Origin of the sequence: Microvirga zambiensis WSM3693 (assembly GCF_016735695.1) — a bacterium.
GTDB lineage: Bacteria > Pseudomonadota > Alphaproteobacteria > Rhizobiales > Beijerinckiaceae > Microvirga > Microvirga zambiensis.
The window spans coordinates 42,179-61,495 of sequence record NZ_JAERQD010000039.1; the positions used below are offsets into that span (position 1 = coordinate 42,179).

A 19,317-nucleotide genomic window follows, 5' to 3' on the forward strand; every position below is an offset into this window, starting at 1 on the left:
AAAGATTAGTTGCTTTTGGTGGCTTGCTCGAAGAAGCGTGGCTCGAAGAGGCCTTCGAATGGCAATTCCTTATCGAGCGAGCCGAGCTTCACCTGGTAGGCCTGCATGAGGCGCGACGACTCGACGATGGTGCGGGGGTCGATCTGGAACTTGGTTGCCGGTGAGGCAAGGGCCTTGCGGATCGTTTCGCTATCGACAATCCCCTTGCCGAGGGCAGCCTCCAATGGCGGAACAGCGCGATCGGGGGTTTTCGCAAGGAGATCTGCGGCTTTCACGAGCCCACTGACCAGACTCTGCACGGCTTCCGGGTTCTTCTCGAGGAATGCTCCCGATACGGCGACGACCGTCCCAGGCTGGCCAGGGAACATCTCATCACCCAAAGCCACCAGCTTGATGCCGGGATTGCGTCCCTGAACGATGGTAACGGCCGGCTCGCGAATGGTCGCACCCTCGACGGCCCCAGCGAGAGTGGCCTGCTGCGTCGCATCGATGCCCATGGGCACGATCTCAATGTCCGCCTTGTCCGCCTTCGCCTGTTCCCACAGCCAGTATTGCAGAGTGGTATTCGGAACCGATCCCGCAGGCTGAGTTGCAAGCCGTGCCGGCTTGCCCTCCGCGACGCGGTAGTTTTTGAACGCTACAGCGTGGGATGTGCCGGGCGTGAAGTATTTTGCAAGTTTCGGAGAGGCCACGAACACGTTCTCAGCCGTTGCCGTCGCCGCAATGACGCGCACGTCGATGCCTTTCGAGCGAGCCACGGCCAGGGGAGCGACACCGGCCACATAGATGTCGATTGTGCCCGAAGCGAGGGCCTGAATCATATTGGGACCGGATTCGAATGTGGTGACGGTCAGAGTGAGCCCGCCGTCCTTTAGCCAACCTTCGTTTTGTGCGACGAACAGAGGCGCCGTTCCAATGACAGGAATGACGCCAACGCGCGCTGCGACGGGCGCCTTTTGCCCAAAGGCCTGCGGACTTACCATCAGGGCGGCTGCCACGAGGCTAGCGCTGGCCAGGAATGCCCGGCGCGTTTTAATCCATTGTGACAGGCAAGGCATCGTCGTCTCCATATTCGGCTGCCGGGCGTCGCCCACGCTCCATTGTCATCCGCCCCGCACGGCGCGGCCTGCCAGACAATGGTTCTTTAAAAAGAACAATGTCAAGTGACTGTTTGTAACGTTGGGGCCGCATTCGGCAACGATCTATCTCACCTGCGATAAGCGCAGATAGGTCATTAGAAGAAAATTCTGCGCGTTAGGCCAAACGGAGGAAAATTTGCCACAGCAGAACGTTCTAAAAAAAGAACATTCTTGTCGCCGTCAGATCGCTCCCAGTGTAGCGGCAGTAGCAGTATGATCATACTCACCGAGGGGACTGTCTCAGGTCACGTCCAGACCGAGGTCGAGGATGGGGGCGCTATGCGTGATCCAGCCGGTCGAGATCAGGTCCACCCCTGTAGCAGCAATCGCCGGTGCTGTTGCTAGCGTGACCCGGCCGGAGGCTTCCGTGATGGCGCGCCGGTTCACCCGCCCGACAGCCTCTGTGAGAGTGTCGGGACTCATGTTGTCGAGCAAGATGGCGTCAGCGCCAACCTTCTTATTACCTTGCATCACCGCCAGCCCCTCTCAGCCTCCTCCTGTTGTAGCTCAGGCCGAGAAAGCTTCAAAGGTGCAACAGAACCAGCAGTACCGTGCCAAGTGGAACCTGCCAGCGGATTACCCGATGGTGGCACCGAACTACGCCAAGGCGCGCTCCGAACTTGCTAAATCATTGGGCCTGGGCCAGCAGCGTCGGAAGAGGACTGCTCCCGTCGAGGCTGCTGCGGAAGCTGCCGCTCCCGCAAAGGGCCATCGTACCAAGAAAGATGCCTAACTATCGTGCGATGATCAGGACCGGCCATAGCTGGTCGAATCAAACTCTGCACTCGGTGCTGCGAGGTGCCGAGTTTTCACTGAGTCGTTCTTATCCGTGGGTTGTTGCGCAGGGGGTTAGCGGTATCGCGTCTCAGGTGTGAAATGCCCCGCCAAGGCGGGGCACAGTCCCTACAATGATCGCCCGAATTGGGCGCATAGCTACTTTGCCGAAACAGGCTCCCTTCTGGGCCGCTGTGTCGGCCTCCTGCTTCAGCTTATCGACAGCTGGGTGCGTTGAGCCTCAAGCTCCCGTTGGCGATCCGCCTCAGCCCTCGCTCTGTCCTCGGACATATATGATCCGCGATAGTGGCACATAGTGTCCTCCATTCATGCAGAACGGAAGCCAACGCGATCCAGATACAATAGTTCCGGTTAGGCTCTGTGTCTCCGCGCACGAGCTTTAGATGGCTCCCAGCATGGTGCCAGCACGTACTAAGTCACGGCCTACTTGTTCGTGTTCCAGATGTCGGTTGCGAGTTTCCAATCACTCCCGACCTTCTCCCAGACCACCACATACTTGCCGGTGACTTCCTGGGGCTGCGCTCCCTTCGACCGAAACGAGAAGGTGCCAATTTCACGGGCTGTATCATTGCCAAGCGGCTTCACATCAACGGTCGTGAGCGTCCCGTCGCCAAGCTGCTCCGCAGCGCCCTTCCAGAATGCCTGAATGGCACTCCTGCCCTTCATCATCTCTCCTCCAGGCGGGAGGATGACGGCATCTTCCGTGTAGAGGGCCGCGACGCCTGCGGCATCACCGGCATTGAACGCTTTGGCGAACTGATCGCTCAGGCTCTGAATTGTCGCTTTGTCCTGCGCCATGGCGGGAGCCGAGAGGCACAGGCAGATTGCTGAAGCAATGACTTGGACACGCATGGCTTCTTCCCTCGATCAAGCATGAACGTCGTACAGCAAAGCTCCTATTGTACAATCATCTTTAGCACGAGAAATTATCCTGCTGTGGGACTGCGTAGGTTTCGGATCAAAGCGGGTCTGCGGCTTTGGTCCGTGGTGCGACGCGTACAGAGACCGCACATCTTGTATCTGCGCGAGCATCCTGTTGTTGTGTCTCACGCCGCTTGGCGGAACGCGGCGTCTGGGTGCTCATGCAGGAAGTGCCGCAGCGTCGCGACAAGCTGCCGAGCATGAGCAACATCATGCTGCCGAACGGCCGCACGAATCTGAGCGACCAGCATATTCCGGATCGTTTCGCACCCGCGCTGGCTCTGGAGCAGGTAATTGCCAAGCACAGCAGCTGCGGCCGGGGCAACACGTTCGTGCGCGGCCACAGCTTGGATCTCGTCAAGGGTGAGATCACAAAAGCCGATCAAGTCTTCATGCGAGATCATAGGCGCCTCCGTCACCTACGAAACACCACTCAGTTGTACTTGATCACGTGCAGTTTTCAATCGGTGGCTTGCAGCACAGCTGCTCCATTTATGGCCTTGTTGCTCGCTCCGCAAATCTTCTAACGGCCTCCGATCAGTGCTCACGGCGCAACCCGACCTGCAGCTGCGATGAGTTGCGCACCTGCGGACCAGCCCACGGTTAGAAGCCCATTGCGAGCGGAAGGGACGGCCACCCGCAGCGGATGGCACTTCGATCAGGGCCTCGCCGCCCCTAGGACGATCTCAATTCAAGGGCCGGTATGGGGCCGGCGAGTACAAGGCAGCTCACGAGTCAATGCGATGCTCTCCACCTGAACCTGCATTGCATCGGCAATCATCATCCGGGTGCAGGCGGGCCCATGTTCGAGAGAGGTCAGAGCTAGCGCTCAAACCTGATCGCCGCGTCGTGGGACGCCTGCGGCGCAGGGCTTGCCAGCTGGGCTGCGCCCGAAGCCATGATCATTGGGCTGGCATGACCTTGCTCGGATGCGGTTCGTTCAATTAAGGATAATATCTTACAACAGGCGGCGTGGTATCATGGATCGGGATCTCGTCCTGCGACGGGCCGTGAGAACCAAAGACTTGAGGCCAGAATGGGCCAGGAACACGTTGAGGCAAGACGGAGCCTTGGCTTCGAAATCAGGAACCCGCAGCGTTTCGCGCACAACATGGCACGGCTCGTCGAGGAAGCCAGCAAGGCATCGGCAGTCTTGCTGCGGCCGCATGCAACCAGTCCGACACATTTCACCCTCCACGATGAGCTCGCACCAGTGCTCAGAACACTGACTCACCTTCAACGCGCCTGGGTGCAGCAACCCCACAAGGTCTTGGAAGCCCAGGTTGCGCTCTGGAACAACAGTTTGGAGTTGTGGCATTCCTCAATCCGTCGGCTCACAGGACTGAAGACCTGGGAAGAAAAGCCAATAGCAATCTCTGTGTCCCCAGATCCCCGGTTTCAGCATCCGGCTTGGTCAGAAAACCCCTACTTCGACTTGCTTCGGCAATCGTATCTGATCACCTCGCATTGGGCCGAATCCCTGGTCGATACGGCCGACGATCTCGATCCCCACACCCGGAACAAGGCTCGGTTCTACCTGACGCAGATTATGAATGCGCTTGCGCCCTCGAACTGGGTGTTCACGAACCCGGAGCTGCTCCATGAGACCTTCGCGTCCGATGGCGAGAACCTGGTGCGGGGTATGCAGTTGCTTGCCGAAGACATCGAGCGCGGGAGCGGTCGCCTTAAAATTCGGCAGACCGACGCGACTCAGTTCGAGGTCGGCCAGAACTTGGCCATCACCCCAGGCAAGGTGATCTACCAGAACGCTGTGATGCAATTGATCCAATATGAGGCCACCACGGAGCAGGTTCTCAAGCGCCCGTTCCTAATCGTGCCGCCGTGGATCAACAAGTACTACATTCTCGATCTCAGTCCCGAGAAGTCATTTGTCAAATGGGCGGTAGACCAAGGCCAGACGGTTTTCATGATCTCCTGGGTGAACCCAGGCAAGGAACTCGCCGGCAAGTCCTTTGAGGACTACATGCATGACGGCATCTTGGAAGCGCTGGGCGCGGTCCAGCAAGCCACTGGCGAGCGGGCGATCCATGCGCTCGGCTACTGCGTCGGCGGAACCCTGCTTGCCGCCACGCTGGCCTATTTGGCCGCGACACGGGACAATTGCGTTAAAAGTGCCACCTTCCTCACCACCCAGGTAGACTTCAGCCAAGCCGGCGATTTGACTGTCTTCACGGACGAGGAACAGGTTGCCGCCATCGAGAGGGACATGGCTCGGCACGGGTATTTCGATGGTCACAAGATGGCTGCAGCGTTCAATCTGCTGCGCTCCAATGACCTGATCTGGCCCTACGTCGTCGACGTGTACCTGAAAGGACAAACACCGCTGCCATTGGACCTGCTATACTGGAACTCGGATTCGACCCGCATTCCCGCCGCCAATCACAGCTTCTATCTAAGGCGCTGCTACATCAACAATGATCTCTCGCAGCGGCGCATCCAGATGGGCGGTGTCACCCTCGACCTCTCGAAGGTGATCACACCGATTTACCACCTGGCGGCCCGGGAGGACCATGTTGCACCGGCGCGGTCGGTATTCGCAGGGGCGCAATTATTAGGTGGGTCTGTCCGGTTTGTCGTGGCCGGCTCGGGTCATATAGCCGGCGTTGTGAACCCGCCGGCAGGGAACCGCTATCAGTACTGGACCGACGGCCTGCCGGGGGGAGAGCTCGAGACCTGGCTCGAAGCCGCACGGGAGCACCCGGGCTCCTGGTGGCCGGATTGGCAGGCCTGGAGCGAGGCGCAGGATGGGAGACACGTTCCGGCCCGGGAGATCGGCGGGGGCAGGCTCACCCCCATTGAGGATGCACCGGGCAGCTATGTCCGGGTAAAAAGCTGAGGACCGACCCTACGCGTCGCGCTGATGCTGGCGGCGTCTCGGTTGCCACTAACCTCCTTCAAGCTCTCAACTCGCATGCTGGACGGGTGTCGTCCAAGAGCCGCAAATGTGCGATGCCATAGGGCCGAACGCCCGCGAACAAGCGAAACCACGACCAAAGCAGATCATAGGGCCAACCCAGCCGCTCCATCACGGGGTGGGTGTCGATCACACGCCAGCGCGGTTCGCCAAGCGAAAGCTCCTCCGGGCTCGCCAAACCCCATTGGAACTCGGCCCCGAGCCGGCGCAGCGACAGATTCAGCCATGCTTGGCCGACCATATGGGAACAGTAATAGTCGTAGGCGAACTCGGCTGGGCCACCGCATTGCACCTCTGCCAGGTCTCGCGCCAGTTGAAAAACCTGCGCGCGCTTGAGATACATCAGGAGGCCTTCGGCGACCACGAAGGTCGGGCCACGCAGATCACCAAGGATGGAGGTCCAGCCGGCCTCGGTCACAGAGGCGCTCACCAGGCATCGGCGCGGGTGGGGCGGGAACAGGGTGCGCCGCAGCTTGACGACCTCGGGGAGATCGACATCCACCCAGCGGAGTCGGCCATTATCAAGCCGCTCGAACTGCGTCGACAGGCCAGACCCGAGGCTAAGCACTTGAGCGTCAGGGTGATGATTGAGGAAGCCGCGCAAGATCTGGTCCAAGACCAGACTGCGTTCGACCAAACCCCGTAGCATCTCGCGATCGGCTTCGAACGGAGTGAGGTCGTATGCGAGGCGCGCGACGATCGCCTCGGCCGCCCGGTCAGCAAAGCCCCGGTGCGGGAGAAGACGGCAGGCGAGCGCGCGTGCAGCTAGGGGAATGAGCAAGGTCTGCGCGACACAGCCCAGATCCCCAATTGAGTGCCCGGCGTTTGGTTCGACGGTCAATACCGCGCTCGCTCACTTCGTGGAGGTGGTGAAACGTCAGTATAACGAGTTCGCTTGCCTGGGTCAGAAGAAGATCAGGAGCATGTGGCAGCATCTCGCTGTCTTGCTAATCGATGGGTAGTGCTGCAAGTCGACCCTTGAGACCAAGGTGACTATTCCTGCGTGTCGAGGAACTCGGTTACTGTCAGCTCTTCCGGATTATCGGCGAGGCAGACGAAGTCCAGATAGTCCTCGGGTACATCCTCAAGGCTCCTGATCACCCGCGGCTTCTTCTCCCCGTCAAAGTACGGCAGCAGGCTTTCCTCATCGGCTTCGCCATGGTCCTGGCATTCGAGGATGTGGAGAAGGCTGTCTACATCCTCGGCAAGGGTGAATGCTACGGCAAGCTCCCCGTCCGTAGTGACGTTGAGGCGGTACAGCTTCATATTCTCTAAGCCCTCCAGATGCTGTTCAGTTCGTCCATGTGCTGGACAAACAAGCCGGCAACGATTGGAGCCAGGTTAAGAGGATAACCGTCCGCAAGCCAAGCGTCAGACCGATGGCTCAGGAGCTGGCGCGAGAAACCAGGCCCCCTGGACGCACAGTGCTTTGAGCGCACACCGGCCGAGAAGTTTGCTCGGTTACCGGGTCCAAGGCCAGCCGAGCAGCGCTGAATTCAGCCGTCTCTTCGATCCTGTGACGCTCGATCCAAACCCACACCGCCAGATCGGCATCAATCGACCGGCGTGCTATCCAGTAGCTTTCGGCCGGGCACCGACACACGTTTGGGTAAGACCGCAGAAACTCAGCAACTGCCGCGACGGCATCGCCGTAGGCGCAAAGACCCTCGCCGAGGCATCCGGTGTCGAGCGGCTGCCCGGATCGTCCAACCATTTGCCATTGGACACGGTAAGTCATGAGGAGCGTTCCAGCATCGCGGGTCCTAACATGGCATCCCGGCTGGCTTTCTGACAGGGGGCGAATGAGGTTGGCCGCTGTGGCTTATCTCAAATGTCGTTGTAGCTCGTGAGTTGATCGGGGCGCAGACCCTCGTCGGGCGGACCGGAAGACTTCAGCCGCACGCCAGGACCTTGGCCACCGTCAGCATCAATGAAGAGCACGCCTTGGTCCTCCAGAGCCACTCTGATGGCCGCCAGAGCCGCGTCGGAGGCGGCAGGATCAAGATCCGCTTCAGCCCGCTTGATCGCCGCGATGGACAGGCACGTGCGTCCCGCAAGCTCGGCCTGCGACAATCCGAGAAGCGCTCGTCCGGCGCGCATCTGAGCGGGTCTGACCAGTCTACCGTGCATCAGGACCGTGCCTCTGCCAATCTCGGGATCGCTTTCATAATGATAAGATGTGGCTGACTTGATCATAAGTCGAGTATTCGCCCTTCATGGGCATCACAGGACATTGGAGCTGGGCCAGCCAGTTGGCGTCGGTCTCGAGAGTTCGCCCGCTGGTACCCGTGTCATAGCCGGCCGCCCATCGAAGAAAGGCCCGATGCTGCTCGTGCATCGAGCCGCCAGGCTCGATCTCGTGTCCGAAGCGCTCCTGTTCACGAGCACGAAGACGGGCCATCCTGATTTCAGCAGGGACGTACAAAAAGACCACGAGATCGAAGCCTGGGATCAAGGCATCGCCCCAACCGATAATCGAACCGGAAAGCACCCAGGTCTTGGCCCACCGGGTTGCTGACTCCAACATCTCTCGTCGCTCAGTTGGCGGCCGCCTCCTTTGATGAGGCGGAACAGTCGCAAGCCAATAAACATCATCTGCATCAACTTGCTGGGTTTTTAAGTGTCGGGCAAGCGCCCGTCCAAGCGTCGATGAGCCACAGCCCGGTGCTCCGAAGATATGGACGCGTTCCAAGGATCGCATGGTCCTGACCCGCCCGCCAGCATCTTGGAAGCTTAGGTCGCCGAGCCAGCGAAACAAGGCAGGATCGGATAGCCTTAGCCAAACCGATACCCGTTGGCCTGTCGCCGGTGAAAATGACGCCTAAACTATGGGCTGCTTAAGCCAGATCCTTGTTCTACATTCTTCGCAGGCAGAAGGCCGGTGACAGCATTCCATCCCTAGCGGGCAAATGAAATGGCTCTCCTCGAGGTCCGACACGTAACGACGTATCGCTACCAGCGCCCGGTGTCGTTCGGTGAACACCGCATCATGTTCCGGCCCCGCGATAGCTATGATCAAAGGCTCCTAGGCGCCAAGATCGAGATTGAGCCGGCTCCGAGTGCCATGCGCTGGATCCATGACGTGTTCGGCAATTGCGTCGCTATAGCGCGGTTCGCCGGAGAAGCGGCCGAGCTGCGGTTCGATAGCAACATTCGCCTCGATCATCAGCCGTTGAACGCGCCGGACTTTCAAATGGAGGATTATGCCCAGACCTATCCCTTCGCTTACAGCGCGGAGGAAATGCCAGATCTGATGCGCACGATGGAACGGCAATATCTCGATCCCGACCATCAGATCCATCGTTGGGTTCAGAAGTTCTTGCATCAGGGCCGCCCGACGCGGACGGGCGAACTCCTGATGACGCTCACCTATGCCATCAAGGAGAGCTTCACCTACAGCAGGCGTTCCGAGACCGGGATCCAGGATCCGCTGATGACTCTGATGCTCAACCGGGGGAGTTGCCGCGACTTCGCAATCCTGATGATCGAGGCCGTGCGTGCCCTGGGGCTCGCGGCCCGTTTCGTGTCGGGCTACATCTACAGCCCGAGCTTGGACGGATCCGGGCATATCGGCGGAGGCTCGACCCATGCCTGGTGCCAGGTCTATCTGCCCGGCGCCGGCTGGGTAGAGTTCGATCCGACCAACGGCATCATCGGCAATCGCGATCTTATCCGCATCGCGGTGGCACGGGATCCCCGGCAGGCCGTCCCGCTCTCTGGAACATGGATGGGCAAGCCGGGCGATTTCGAGGAGATGACTGTCGAGGTGAACGTGACGTCTCCGGAGGATAGACCAACGCGACACGTCAGCCGGACGGCCCCGCCGGTCCGTGCGCAGCAGATCTCCGACCCGCAGGGTGCTCGATGAAGATCCATGCCGGCTACCGGATCGCCTTTGAGTATCCCCAGCCAACCCCTCTGCTTCTGATGCTGAATGTTCATCCCTCGCGGGTATCAGACCTCGTCACGCCCGATGTCCTCACGTGCGATCCCCCGATCGCGCGCAGGCAGTATCGTGATGCCTTCGGCAACATCTGCACTCGGCTGCTCGCGCCGGCTGGGCGGCTTGAGGTTTCCGCGGACTTCCTGATCCGTGACTCCGGGTTGCAAGACCCGGTCGTTCCGGGCGCAGTGCAACAGCCTGTCGAGGAATTGCCCGACGATGTGCTCGTCTATCTGCTGGGAAGCCGATACTGCGAAACTGACCAACTCTCGGACACTGCCTGGCATCTCTTTGGCGGCATTAAGGGCGGATGGGCGCGCGTTCAGGCGGTCTGCGACTATGTGCATGATCGGATCAGATTCAATTATCAGGATGCGTGTGCAACGCGGACGGCTTGGCAGGGACACAACGATCAGGTCGGTGTCTGCCGTGACTTTGCCCATCTGGCCATCACCTTATGCCGCTGCATGAACATTCCGGCGCGCTATTGCACGGGGTACCTCGGCGATATCGGCATTCTACCCGTGGATTATCCGATGGACTTCAGCGCCTGGTTCGAAGCCTATCTTGATGGCCGGTGGTACACGTTCGACGCTCGTCACAACACGCCGAGAATCGGACGGGTCCTGATGGCCACGGGGCGCGACGCTATCGACGTCGCGATCTCGACGAGCTTCGGCCCGGCCTCCCTCGCGGACTTCTCGGTCACGACGGACGAATTCCGCGATACCTCAGAGTGACTGGGCAAGAAAGGGCTGTGCCGATCCGTCAGAACCCATCGGCGGCGAACCGGCCGCCATAAGGCTTGGACAGGGGAGGAGCATATCCTCCGATCTTGGATGTCGTGAGGCCCAGCCCTACGAGAGTTTCTACGAGCTTGACGGCGCACGCGACGCCATCGAGGACTGGCAGCCCGTGAGAGGCTGAAAGGTCCGCCGCAAGATCCGCCATACCGGCGCAGCCCAGCACGATGGCTTCGCACCGATCCTCGCGTATGGCTGCTTCGATCTCGTTGGAAATTCGGGTTCGCGCACTACTGGTCGCGTCCTCCAGCGCCAGCACGGGAACGTCGGATGCCCGAACCCGGGCACAACGCGGGGCAAGGCCGTATTTCGCGAGATTGTGCTCGATGACCGGCACGGACCGCGACAAGGTGGTGATCACCGAGAAGCGGCCTGCGATAAGGCTGGCACAGTGAAAAGCTGCCTCCCCAATGCCTACCACCGGACCCGCCGCGAGCGAGCGGGCCGCGTCTAATCCCGTGTCGTCGAAACAGGCGATCACATAGCCCTGGAAGCCCGCCTCCTCGCCTTTCCGGATCTCACCTAGCAGGCCTGGAACGCTGTAGGCCTCATCGAAATATCCCTCGATGGAAGCAGGGCCATCGAGTGGATTGACCGCCGAGAGCGTCGTTCCTTCAAGCGCAACCGCCCTGGCCGCCGCCTCGATCTTTTGCGTCATGGAGGACGTGGTATTGGGATTGACGATGAGAAGCCGCATTTTCAAGCCAAGCCTTTACCAGCATCGGAACCGTGTCGAGAGCGGCGCCTCTGGACCAAGAGCACGATCGATACGGTCACGATGATGACTGCAAACGAGATCCCCGTCGTTACCGTGCCGAGGGCGTAGATGACGGGGGTCGTCACGGTCGTCGTCAGACCCTGCAGATTGAGCGGGAGAGTGTTGTCCGCTCCGACCGCCTGGCTCGATCGGGCGATCTCGTCCCATGACAGAGTAAACCCGAAGAGGGCGACGCCCAAGAGCGAGGGCGCGATGATTGGCACGAGGACATAGGCAAATGTCTGCCAGGACGAGGCCCCGAGGTCCCGCGCCGCCTCCTCGTATGCGCTGTTGAAGCGGTTGAAGATTGCGAACATGATCAGCACACCGAATGGCAGTGTCCACGTCAGATGTGCTCCAAGGCCTGACGACATAAGGCCCATAGCCGTCTGATAGGAGTTTTGGATCGCATCAACCTCGTAGGCATCGCCGACCGCCTTCACATTCTGGTCGATAATCTGAAACTCAAGGGCGATGCCAAGCGACACGATGATGGAAGGCAGGATCAGGCTCGCAATGGCCGTGTAAAGCAACATGCTCTGACCCCGAAAACTCCGTCGGAAAGCTAGGCCAGCCATCAGTGAGATCACGACGGTCAGGACCGTAACGAGCGCCCCGAGTTTGAGGGAGTTAAGAAGCGCATCGACCACATAAGGCACGCCGATGCCAGCCCCGAGGTTGCGGAACCAGTGAAGAGACATGCCGTTCATGGGGAACGTCATGCCCCCTTCCGGTCCCTGGAACGACAGGGCCACGATGGTGACTGTCGGCCCGTACAGGAACAGTACGTAGAGCCCGAACAGGAAAGACAGAACATAGAAGCTGCGGGACCGACCTTCGCTCATAGTCTTAGAGCTCTTTCCTGATGTCGACGAAGCGAATGAGCGTGGCGATGATCATCAGGACAACCACTAGCAGCACCACCGCGTTTGCGGCTGCGATCGGGAACTGAAGTGCGCCGATCTGAGTCTGGATGACCTTGCCGGCTGACGCGATCTGCTGCCCGCCCATGATGCCGATGGTGATGAAATCGCCCATGACGACCGTGATAACAAAGATCGACCCGATGGCGATGCCCGTCTTCGAAAGCGGAACGATGATGTACAAAAGGATCTGCCAGCCGGTTGCGCCGGCATCCCTGGCCGCTTCGATCAAGGCCTTGTCGATGCGCGACATCGAATTTGCGATGGGCACGATCATGAAGACCGTGTTGAGATGCACGAAGGCAAGCAGCACCGAGAAGTTGGAATAGAGGAGCCAGTCGAGGGGTTGGTCCATGATGCCCGCTCCGACGAGCAACTGGTTGACGAGACCATTGCGTCCCAGGAGCGGGACCCAGGAGATCATGCGGATCACGTTCGAGGTCCAGAACGGAATAGTGCACACAAGCGCCAGCACGAGACGGACAGTCATGGTCCGGATCTCGAAGGTCAGGTAATACGCGATGGTGAAGCCGATCACGAGGGTGAGGAGCCACACGATCAAGCAGAACCGGAGCGTCGACAGGTAAGTGCGGAACGTGGTGCAGAGATCGGGCAGGGCGACAATGCAACGGTCAAAGGCATCGCGGTAATTGTCGAAGATTAAGCCGGGCTCGATGGAATAGCCCGTATAGCTCCAGAAGCTGACGATGAAGGTCACCAGGAGGGGCAGGACGAAGAACAGGAGGAGCACCGCCGCCAGGGGGGCGGCCTGCCAGTAGGAAGTCCAACGCGCGTGATGGGTCATCGCTTGCTTGTCGTCGGTCTTAACCGGAAGAGGCATGGCTGAGGGGCTTCAGCCATGCTCGATCATGCCTTGCTCAGGCGGCGATGAACTCGTTCCACTTGCGGACCATGTAGGCGTTCTCGTCCATGATCGAGTTCCAGCACGCCACCGAGCCCATGCGCTCATTGTAGGAACCACCGTCTCGGACCGCGCCCGCCTTCTCCAGGAGACCGCCGTCGGGACCCTTGATGTCCTTCTCGGCGGGCTTGCCCTCCATCCAGTATGCCCACTCGTAGGCCTCCATGTTCTCCTTGGCGGTGTCGAGCACCGCCGAGTAATAGCCCTGCCGGTTGAGATAGGCGCCCGCCCAGCCCGACAGGAACCAGTTGATGAATTCGTAGGCTGCATCCAGTTCCTTGCCCTTGAGGGTCCTTGGCAGGCCGAAGCCCGAGGCCCAGGCGCGATAGCCCTCCTTGAGCGGCTGGAACTTGCACTGGATGCCCTTGAGCCGCACCGCCGTGACAGCCGGCGACCACATGGACTGGATCACGGTCTCGCCCGACGCCATCAGGTTGACGCTCTCGTTGAAATCGGTCCAGAAGGCACGGAACTGTCCCGCCTTCTTGGCCTCGATGAGGGTCGCGATCGTCAGGTCAATCTCGTCCTTCGTCATGTTGCCCTTGTCGGCATATTTGTGCTTGCCGGAAGCCTCGATGACCATCGCCGCATCCATGATGCCGATCGACGGGATGTTGAGGATCGAGGCCTTGCCCTTGAACTGCGGGTTCAGGAGTTCCGCCCAACTCTCGATGGAGCGGCCGATCAGGTCGGGCCGGATGCCGAGGGTGTCGGCATTGTAGGTGGTCGGGATCAGGGTGATCCACTCTGTGGGAGAGGCCGCGAACTTCCTCGAGTTCTGCCCATCCAAATACATCACCTTATTGGGCGCAGTGCCCTGAAGTCCGATCTTCTTGCCACCGATCTCGCCCTTAGTGATAGCGGGTACGAGTTTGTCGACGAGTTTGATCTTGTTGGCGTCCATGCCCATCAGGTTGCCTGACGGGATAAGGTTGCGCAGGCTGAAATACTCTGTGTCGACCAAATCGAAGGAGTTCGGCTGCGTGATGATGCGCTTGGTCACGTCGTCAGTCGTGACCGTCACGTACTCGATCTTGATCCCGAGATCCTTGGCAGCCTTCTCGGCGATGGCTGGCGATTGATTGGTGGCCGTTGAAAGGTACCGAAGCGTTACGGGCTCGGCCGCGATGACGGCGGGAAAGCCGGTGATGGCGGTCCCTGCAGCCGCGCCCGCAAGCGCCGCACTCCCTTTCAGGATCTGCCGGCGAGAAAAGTTCGTCGTGTCGTCTTTCTTCCTCATCGTAGTCCCCATTTTCCTCGTTGGTCTTGAATGCAATGGCCTACCGAGCGTTACCCTCAAGAATGTGGGCGTCCACGGGCGCCCAGGAGGCGAATACACGCTCTCCCTCGGCCATGGGAGCCGTGCGAAAGTCCTGTTCTGAAACGAGCGCAGCCAACTCGCTGCCGCGATCGTCGACGAGTTGAATGGCAAAGCCGGTACCGGCGTATTCCACGGTACTGACGGTGGCTTCACGGCTCGTCGTATGCGCCAAGCCGTTTCGTGTGAGCTTGGTGCGGTCAGTTCTCACCGCGATCGCGCGATCTCCAAGATCGATCACGTTATGGGCGCCGATGAAGCGCGCCACAAAGGCTGTCCTCGGACGGCTGAACAGATCCTCGGCCGAGCCTTTCTGCTCGATTCTGCCGGCATTCATCAGCACCACGAGATCCGAGAGCGCCAAGGCCTCATCCTGGCTGTGGGTGACATGCACGAAGGTGATTCCAAGGCTTTTCTGCAGCCGCTTGAGCTCGCCTCGGACGCGCAGCCGAAGAAATGGATCGAGAGCCGAGAGCGGTTCGTCGAGGAGAAGGGCGGATGGGCGGGTGATCAAGGCGCGCGCAAGTGCCACGCGTTGTTGCTGCCCTCCTGAGAGTTGTGAAGGACGCCTTTCAGCATAAGCCTCGAGATCGACGATCTTAAGCATCTCCTTCGCCTTGATGAGGCGCTCGACTTTCGGCACACGTTTCATCTTGAGGGCAAAGGCGACGTTTTCGGCCACTGTCAGATGCGGGAAGAGGGCATAGCTTTGGAACATCATCGCCGTTCCGCGCTTTGCTGGCGCCATTAGGGTGATGTTCGCATTGTCGAGGAGTATGTCGCCGGAGGTGACTGCCTCATGCCCTGCCAGCATGCGCAGACTTGTGGTCTTCCCGCATCCGGACGGGCCTAGGAGGCAGCAGTAGGTCGCGGCGGGTATTCTAAGGTCGATGCCGGCAACTGCAACCGAGGCGCCATAGGCCTTCACCGTTTGCACGAATTCAACTTCGCCACGGCTGGCCTTTGGAACCATTGATACCTCGGCGCTACCACGATCCAGTAGGATTTTTATATCTTTGTCTGCAGCTGTTTAGCCAGTTCGCTGCCGGTTCATTTGTGAGCTTGCAATGAGCAAAGAATAGGCAACCGCCTATACGTTTCGCACTAAGATGCTTATTGAGCGATGCTGCCTCGACTAGCCTTTTTCCCAGCGCTGATTTGGTGAGTATGGAAAGATTTAGGACCGCTTTTGCGGTCGCCATCTGTGAAGCAGCAAGTGCCAGAAAGGAAGGGGGCTCCTCTAGCAAGACCACGCCGTTCGTTACAACGCGGACCTGTATGGGGCCTTGAGGATCAGCTTGATCTCCATGGATCCGACCATGCGCTCGGACATCGGCGTCCGGCTTCCCATCGATCTGGCAATTGCCCAGTGCAATACCTTCCCCTTCGAGGTGTTCCATCGCATTGAGCCCGGGGAGCCTTATTTCCACGATCTGAGCGAGCGATGGTCGGCCGCCTTGCGCACCGCCCACAAGGGCATTCCGCGGCCGTCTTGCAAGCCGGAAGTATTATGAGCCCGGCGGACGGCAGTCAGAACTCCATATCGAGTTCCTCGATCTCCTCAGGTTCAGCAAGCGCCGCTTCGATCCACTCGACCATCAAAGGCCAGGTCATGATGTGATCGCGATAGGCTGCGCTCGCCTCTGGGAGATCAACCTCGTAGCTGGCAAAGCGGGTGCAGACCGGCGCGTACATCGCGTCCGCCAGTGTCGGACGCTGGCCGAACAGCCATGGTCCGCCGAGGCGGACCAAGCATTCCTGCCATAGGGTCGTAATGCGCTGGATATCGGATTTCGCTCCGCCCCAGACTTTGAACCCAGTCCGGTGAGCCTTGAGGTTCATCGGCAGCGCCGAGCGCAGGTTGATGAAGCCACCATGCATCTCTCCAGACACGGACCAGCACCACGCGCGGTCCGCCGGTTCAGAAGGTAGAAGGCGCGCGTTGGGGCGGATTTCATTCAGGTAAGCGGCAATGGCGAGCGCGTCCCAGACCCGAATCTCCCCATGGGTCAGGCGTGGCACAAGAAATGACGGGGCCAGGTGAAGCAATTCGGCCCTCGCCGTCGGATCTTCCTCCGACAGGACCTCGGTTTCAAATTCCAACCCTGCCATTCGGCACAACAACCAGCCACGAAGGGACCATGACGAGTAGTTGCGGCTTGAGATCGAAAGTGTGGCCTCGGCCATTGCCAACCTCCTGCATTACGCATGTGCGGCATCGTGCACAGAAGCATCTCGCATTGCAGCATGAAATGCACTAGCTTTCTATTTTGGACCGACGTGATCTTGGCCTCTCGGAGATCTCGCGACAGTGATGACGTATCACGCCTATGAGCTGGGTTCTGATCTTGCACTGGGCCTGCGCTGTTCGGGCAGGCTCATAAAGCAAATTTGGTCGCCCTGGGTCCAGACAGGCTCAGCGGGCCAGCGGCTTGGTTCTGCGCCGCCGGCGAGATGATGGCTCGTGCAGGCCTCACGCATTCTCGCCCCGCCTACGGCATCGGGACAGTCACCATCGGGAATCAGAACATCGAGGTTGTGGAGGAGACGGCATTCCGGACGCCATTTGGAACGCTCACGCATTTTGCGAAAGAGATCGGCGCCCAACAACCGCGCGTTCTCGTCGTCGCGCCGCTGTCGGGTCACTTCGCGACGCTGCTCCGCAATACGGTGCGGGCACTCGTGGTCGACCACGATGTCTACATCACCGACTGGACCAACGCCCGTGACGTTCCGACCGCTGCTGGCCGCTTCGGCTTCGATGATTATGTCGACCACATTGTGGGCTTTCTCGAGCACATGGGCCCCGGCAGTCATGTCGTCGCGGTGTGTCAGCCGGCCGTCCAGACGCTGGTGGCTTCCGCCCTGATGGGAGCGGCCAAACACTCGGCGACTCCTGTGTCGATGACGCTCATGGCCGGCCCAGTCGATACGAGGGTCAACCCGACCAAGGTGAACAGGCTGGCCGCCAATAAGCCGATCTCGTGGTTCGAGGACCATCTCATTACCACTGTGCCGCCGCGTCATCCTGGAGCCGGCCGCAGGGTTTATCCTGGCTTCTTACAGCTTATGGCCTTCATGTCGATGAACGCGGACCGACATGTAAACGGCCATCGTGATCTGTTCTGGCACCTTGTGAACGGAGAAGCCACGCAGGCTCTGCAGATCCAGGTCTTCTATGACGAGTACTTTGCAGTTCTGGATCTTGCGGCCGAATTCTACCTTGAGACTGTGAAGTCAGTGTTCCAGGACAATGCGCTTGCTCGCAACCAGCTCAGGTACCGCGGGCAACTTCTCGATCTCCGGTCGATCCGGCGGACCGCCCTCTTGACGGTTGAGGGAGAGCGCGATGATATCTGCTCAGTTGGCCAGACGGTTGCAGCCCATGATCTGTGCTCAGAGCTGCCTCCCTTCATGAAGCGCCATTACCTGCAGACCGGTGTCGGCCATTATGGCGTGTTCTCGGGTAGGAAGTGGGAAAACCATGTCTATCCGGTGGTCCGGAACTTCATAGCGTCGAGTAACTGACAGCGAACATGTCTGCGCTTTACGGTTTGGCCGAGACCGACACTCAACCTGTCCTCGCTCAAAGCGATTGGATTTTCTGCCCTCGCTACGGCGCCAAATCCAATCACCTGGAGCCATCATGTGCTGAATTCTATCATCTTCTACGGGCTTAAATTGATGATGCTCCCTACGCGACAGACAGGACATGCCGCGACTGGTTAATTGAGCGGCCGATTTGCCCACCTTACCTCTAACCGGCGGCTTGTCAGGGACTATGAGCATCGCTTCAAAACCGGTGAAATACGGCGCCATCCCGGAGGCGGTTGCTCCCTGCTGAGCGACCTCGCTCGGCGGGAAATGGGTAGTCGCTCACCAGCCTCGTAGTGCCAGCATGCGGCGCTCTAACTCGTTTAGGCGTTGAACATAATAGTCGCGCTGCTGCCGGTGACGCCTCTCACGTTCGACACCAAGGCTTGACTGTGCCGCGTCGGCACTCGAGTTCAGCGCGCCTCGCTCCTGATCCATTGCGTAGCAGCAATCCAGATCAGCTATGGCCGCAAGTGTGGCTTGGACTTCACCAAGCAGATCACTTGGCGGAGAGAACAGTCTCGTTGCCGGTGAGATAAGGTGCTGCTGCGGAAGGATGCGTTGCACTCTAGTCCTCCATCGACGGTATAAGAGCGACAGGCGGCGGTGCGTCGCAAGCAACCCCTCGCTCAAACCCGTTCTAATCCGAATGCTACGCAAGAAGCGTGCCAACTAGGCTCGAGAAACGCAATTGCAGCAAAAGCAGTAAATCACGGCCGTGAAGGAGGCCGTCACGCTGTCGCACTGCTATTAGAGTCGCACCATTTACCGTGAATCGCCCAGCCTTTCTCGGCGAGGCATCGGTACCTTCAAGGCATGAAGGATTGGGCGCTCTAGCCAAGATCTCAATCGTGTCTTGGCTAGAGAGTGAGCCGTCTGTGAGGACCACAATGGCTCATCAAGGCTAAATCCTCGAGGCTAGCTGATCAATCGGCCGTCAACAAACCAATGCGTCTCCATTATGCACGCATTGCTGAAAGAACAGACACCATGATGATTTCACGAGCAACCACGCGACACCATCACGCGCCAGTTGACGATAGTACTTCTTGCGCGTCGCAAGCCCAATGTACAATGTGCTTGCACTCCGACAACCGAAACTTTGTCGGAGTCCATCCTACAAAAAAGCCCCGGCTCTTGGCCGGGGCTTCGCGAAGCTTTACTCCGTTCGTCCTCACTGGTTGCGGTTACCCACCAGTGCGAGGAGGAACTGGAACATGTTGATGAAGTCCAGATACAGCGTCAGGGCGCCGAACACGGAGGCCTT

16 protein-coding genes and 5 pseudogenes are annotated in these 19,317 nt (G+C 59.4%); 6 read left to right on the forward strand and 15 right to left on the reverse strand.

Features of this window, described 5'->3' with window-relative positions:
* Positions 1–5: 5 nt before the first annotated feature.
* On the reverse strand, positions 6–1,058 hold the full coding sequence (locus JKL46_RS23940; protein ID WP_425493295.1) for an ABC transporter substrate-binding protein: 1,053 nt from the start codon (positions 1,056–1,058) through the stop codon (positions 6–8).
* A gap of 321 nt (positions 1,059–1,379) precedes the next feature.
* Positions 1,380–1,592 (reverse strand): annotated as a pseudogene (locus JKL46_RS23945) (carboxylating nicotinate-nucleotide diphosphorylase); the annotation flags it as partial.
* Positions 1,593–1,680: 88 nt separating this feature from the next.
* Between JKL46_RS23945 and JKL46_RS23950 the strand changes: the two are divergent.
* A pseudogene (locus tag JKL46_RS23950) lies at positions 1,681–1,872 on the forward strand (MucR family transcriptional regulator); the annotation flags it as partial.
* A 485-nt stretch (positions 1,873–2,357) separates the two neighbouring features.
* On the opposite strand, the gene JKL46_RS23955 reads toward JKL46_RS23950, so the two are convergent.
* Positions 2,358–2,786, reverse strand: a complete 429-nt coding sequence (locus tag JKL46_RS23955) for a YybH family protein (protein ID WP_201838116.1) — start codon at positions 2,784–2,786, stop codon at positions 2,358–2,360.
* Between the two features lie 194 nt (positions 2,787–2,980).
* Positions 2,981–3,259, reverse strand: coding sequence for a hypothetical protein (locus JKL46_RS23960; RefSeq protein WP_201838118.1), 279 nt, complete (start codon positions 3,257–3,259; stop codon positions 2,981–2,983).
* A 632-nt stretch (positions 3,260–3,891) separates the two neighbouring features.
* Between JKL46_RS23960 and phaC the strand changes: the two genes are divergently transcribed.
* The gene (gene phaC / locus JKL46_RS23965; RefSeq protein WP_201838120.1) at positions 3,892–5,712 is read left to right on the forward strand and encodes a class I poly(R)-hydroxyalkanoic acid synthase; all 1,821 of its coding nucleotides are present in this window, start codon (positions 3,892–3,894) and stop codon (positions 5,710–5,712) included.
* 58 nt (positions 5,713–5,770) lie between these two features.
* Here the strand turns inward: phaC and JKL46_RS23970 are convergent, their stop codons facing one another.
* The 4 genes from JKL46_RS23970 to JKL46_RS23985 form a co-directional block, all read right to left on the reverse strand.
* On the reverse strand, positions 5,771–6,631 hold the full coding sequence (locus JKL46_RS23970) for a class I SAM-dependent methyltransferase (RefSeq protein WP_201838122.1): 861 nt from the start codon (positions 6,629–6,631) through the stop codon (positions 5,771–5,773).
* Between the two features lie 152 nt (positions 6,632–6,783).
* Positions 6,784–7,056, reverse strand: coding sequence for a hypothetical protein (locus JKL46_RS23975; protein WP_201838124.1), 273 nt, complete (start codon positions 7,054–7,056; stop codon positions 6,784–6,786).
* Positions 7,057–7,617: 561 nt separating this feature from the next.
* The gene (locus tag JKL46_RS23980; protein WP_201838126.1) at positions 7,618–7,920 is read right to left on the reverse strand and encodes a helix-turn-helix domain-containing protein; all 303 of its coding nucleotides are present in this window, start codon (positions 7,918–7,920) and stop codon (positions 7,618–7,620) included.
* Positions 7,921–7,954: 34 nt separating this feature from the next.
* Positions 7,955–8,482, reverse strand: a complete 528-nt coding sequence (locus JKL46_RS23985; RefSeq protein ID WP_201838128.1) for an AAA family ATPase — start codon at positions 8,480–8,482, stop codon at positions 7,955–7,957.
* 222 nt (positions 8,483–8,704) lie between these two features.
* On the opposite strand from JKL46_RS23985, the gene JKL46_RS23990 reads away from it, so the two are divergent.
* Positions 8,705–9,658, forward strand: a complete 954-nt coding sequence (locus JKL46_RS23990; RefSeq protein WP_201838130.1) for a transglutaminase family protein — start codon at positions 8,705–8,707, stop codon at positions 9,656–9,658.
* Complete coding sequence (locus tag JKL46_RS23995) at positions 9,655–10,473, forward strand: transglutaminase domain-containing protein (protein WP_201838132.1); 819 nt, start codon at positions 9,655–9,657, stop codon at positions 10,471–10,473. Before JKL46_RS23990 ends, JKL46_RS23995 begins: the two co-directional genes overlap by 4 nt.
* Positions 10,474–10,501: 28 nt before the next feature.
* Here JKL46_RS23995 and JKL46_RS24000 read toward each other — a convergent pair whose 3' ends face one another.
* From JKL46_RS24000 to JKL46_RS24020, 5 genes are read right to left on the reverse strand one after another with little or no spacing between them, the layout of a single operon-like run.
* On the reverse strand, positions 10,502–11,233 hold the full coding sequence (locus JKL46_RS24000; protein WP_201838158.1) for an aspartate/glutamate racemase family protein: 732 nt from the start codon (positions 11,231–11,233) through the stop codon (positions 10,502–10,504).
* Positions 11,234–11,235: 2 nt separating this feature from the next.
* Positions 11,236–12,138 carry an ABC transporter permease gene (locus JKL46_RS24005; protein ID WP_201838134.1) on the reverse strand — a complete coding sequence of 301 codons (903 nt, stop codon included), beginning with the start codon at positions 12,136–12,138 and terminating at the stop codon, positions 11,236–11,238.
* 4 nt (positions 12,139–12,142) lie between these two features.
* Positions 12,143–13,057: an ABC transporter permease gene (locus JKL46_RS24010; RefSeq protein ID WP_201838136.1), complete on the reverse strand. Its 915-nt coding sequence runs from the start codon at positions 13,055–13,057 to the stop codon at positions 12,143–12,145.
* Between the two features lie 37 nt (positions 13,058–13,094).
* Positions 13,095–14,390 carry an ABC transporter substrate-binding protein gene (locus JKL46_RS24015; protein WP_425493296.1) on the reverse strand — a complete coding sequence of 432 codons (1,296 nt, stop codon included), beginning with the start codon at positions 14,388–14,390 and terminating at the stop codon, positions 13,095–13,097.
* Positions 14,391–14,418: 28 nt separating this feature from the next.
* Positions 14,419–15,429 (reverse strand): ABC transporter ATP-binding protein, encoded by a 1,011-nt coding sequence (locus JKL46_RS24020; protein WP_201838140.1) that lies wholly within the window; start codon positions 15,427–15,429, stop codon positions 14,419–14,421.
* 274 nt (positions 15,430–15,703) lie between these two features.
* On the opposite strand from JKL46_RS24020, the pseudogene JKL46_RS24025 reads away from it, so the two are divergent.
* A pseudogene (locus tag JKL46_RS24025) lies at positions 15,704–15,970 on the forward strand (peptidase); the annotation flags it as partial.
* Between the two features lie 16 nt (positions 15,971–15,986).
* On the opposite strand, the gene JKL46_RS24030 reads toward JKL46_RS24025, so the two are convergent.
* Entirely contained in the window at positions 15,987–16,643 is a 657-nt protein-coding gene (locus tag JKL46_RS24030; RefSeq protein ID WP_201838144.1) for a glutathione S-transferase family protein, read from the reverse strand.
* Positions 16,644–16,770: 127 nt separating this feature from the next.
* Between JKL46_RS24030 and JKL46_RS24035 the strand changes: the two are divergent.
* Positions 16,771–17,984 (forward strand): annotated as a pseudogene (locus JKL46_RS24035) (polyhydroxyalkanoate depolymerase).
* Between the two features lie 1,240 nt (positions 17,985–19,224).
* Here the strand turns inward: JKL46_RS24035 and JKL46_RS35700 are convergent.
* Positions 19,225–19,317 (reverse strand): annotated as a pseudogene (locus tag JKL46_RS35700) (BAX inhibitor (BI)-1/YccA family protein); the annotation flags it as partial.

Coding starts and splice junctions, on each gene's coding strand:
- JKL46_RS23940 (WP_425493295.1), bottom strand. CDS start 1,058: ATGCCTTGCCTGTCACAATGGATTAAAACGCGCCGGGCATTCCTGGCC.
- JKL46_RS23955 (WP_201838116.1), bottom strand. CDS start 2,786: ATGCGTGTCCAAGTCATTGCTTCAGCAATCTGCCTGTGCCTCTCGGCT.
- JKL46_RS23960 (WP_201838118.1), bottom strand. CDS start 3,259: ATGATCTCGCATGAAGACTTGATCGGCTTTTGTGATCTCACCCTTGAC.
- phaC (WP_201838120.1), top strand. CDS start 3,892: ATGGGCCAGGAACACGTTGAGGCAAGACGGAGCCTTGGCTTCGAAATC.
- JKL46_RS23975 (WP_201838124.1), bottom strand. CDS start 7,056: ATGAAGCTGTACCGCCTCAACGTCACTACGGACGGGGAGCTTGCCGTA.
- JKL46_RS23980 (WP_201838126.1), bottom strand. CDS start 7,920: ATGCACGGTAGACTGGTCAGACCCGCTCAGATGCGCGCCGGACGAGCG.
- JKL46_RS23990 (WP_201838130.1), top strand. CDS start 8,705: ATGGCTCTCCTCGAGGTCCGACACGTAACGACGTATCGCTACCAGCGC.
- JKL46_RS23995 (WP_201838132.1), top strand. CDS start 9,655: ATGAAGATCCATGCCGGCTACCGGATCGCCTTTGAGTATCCCCAGCCA.
- JKL46_RS24000 (WP_201838158.1), bottom strand. CDS start 11,233: ATGCGGCTTCTCATCGTCAATCCCAATACCACGTCCTCCATGACGCAA.
- JKL46_RS24005 (WP_201838134.1), bottom strand. CDS start 12,138: ATGAGCGAAGGTCGGTCCCGCAGCTTCTATGTTCTGTCTTTCCTGTTC.
- JKL46_RS24010 (WP_201838136.1), bottom strand. CDS start 13,057: ATGCCTCTTCCGGTTAAGACCGACGACAAGCAAGCGATGACCCATCAC.
- JKL46_RS24015 (WP_425493296.1), bottom strand. CDS start 14,390: ATGGGGACTACGATGAGGAAGAAAGACGACACGACGAACTTTTCTCGC.
- JKL46_RS24020 (WP_201838140.1), bottom strand. CDS start 15,429: ATGGTTCCAAAGGCCAGCCGTGGCGAAGTTGAATTCGTGCAAACGGTG.
- JKL46_RS24030 (WP_201838144.1), bottom strand. CDS start 16,643: ATGGCCGAGGCCACACTTTCGATCTCAAGCCGCAACTACTCGTCATGG.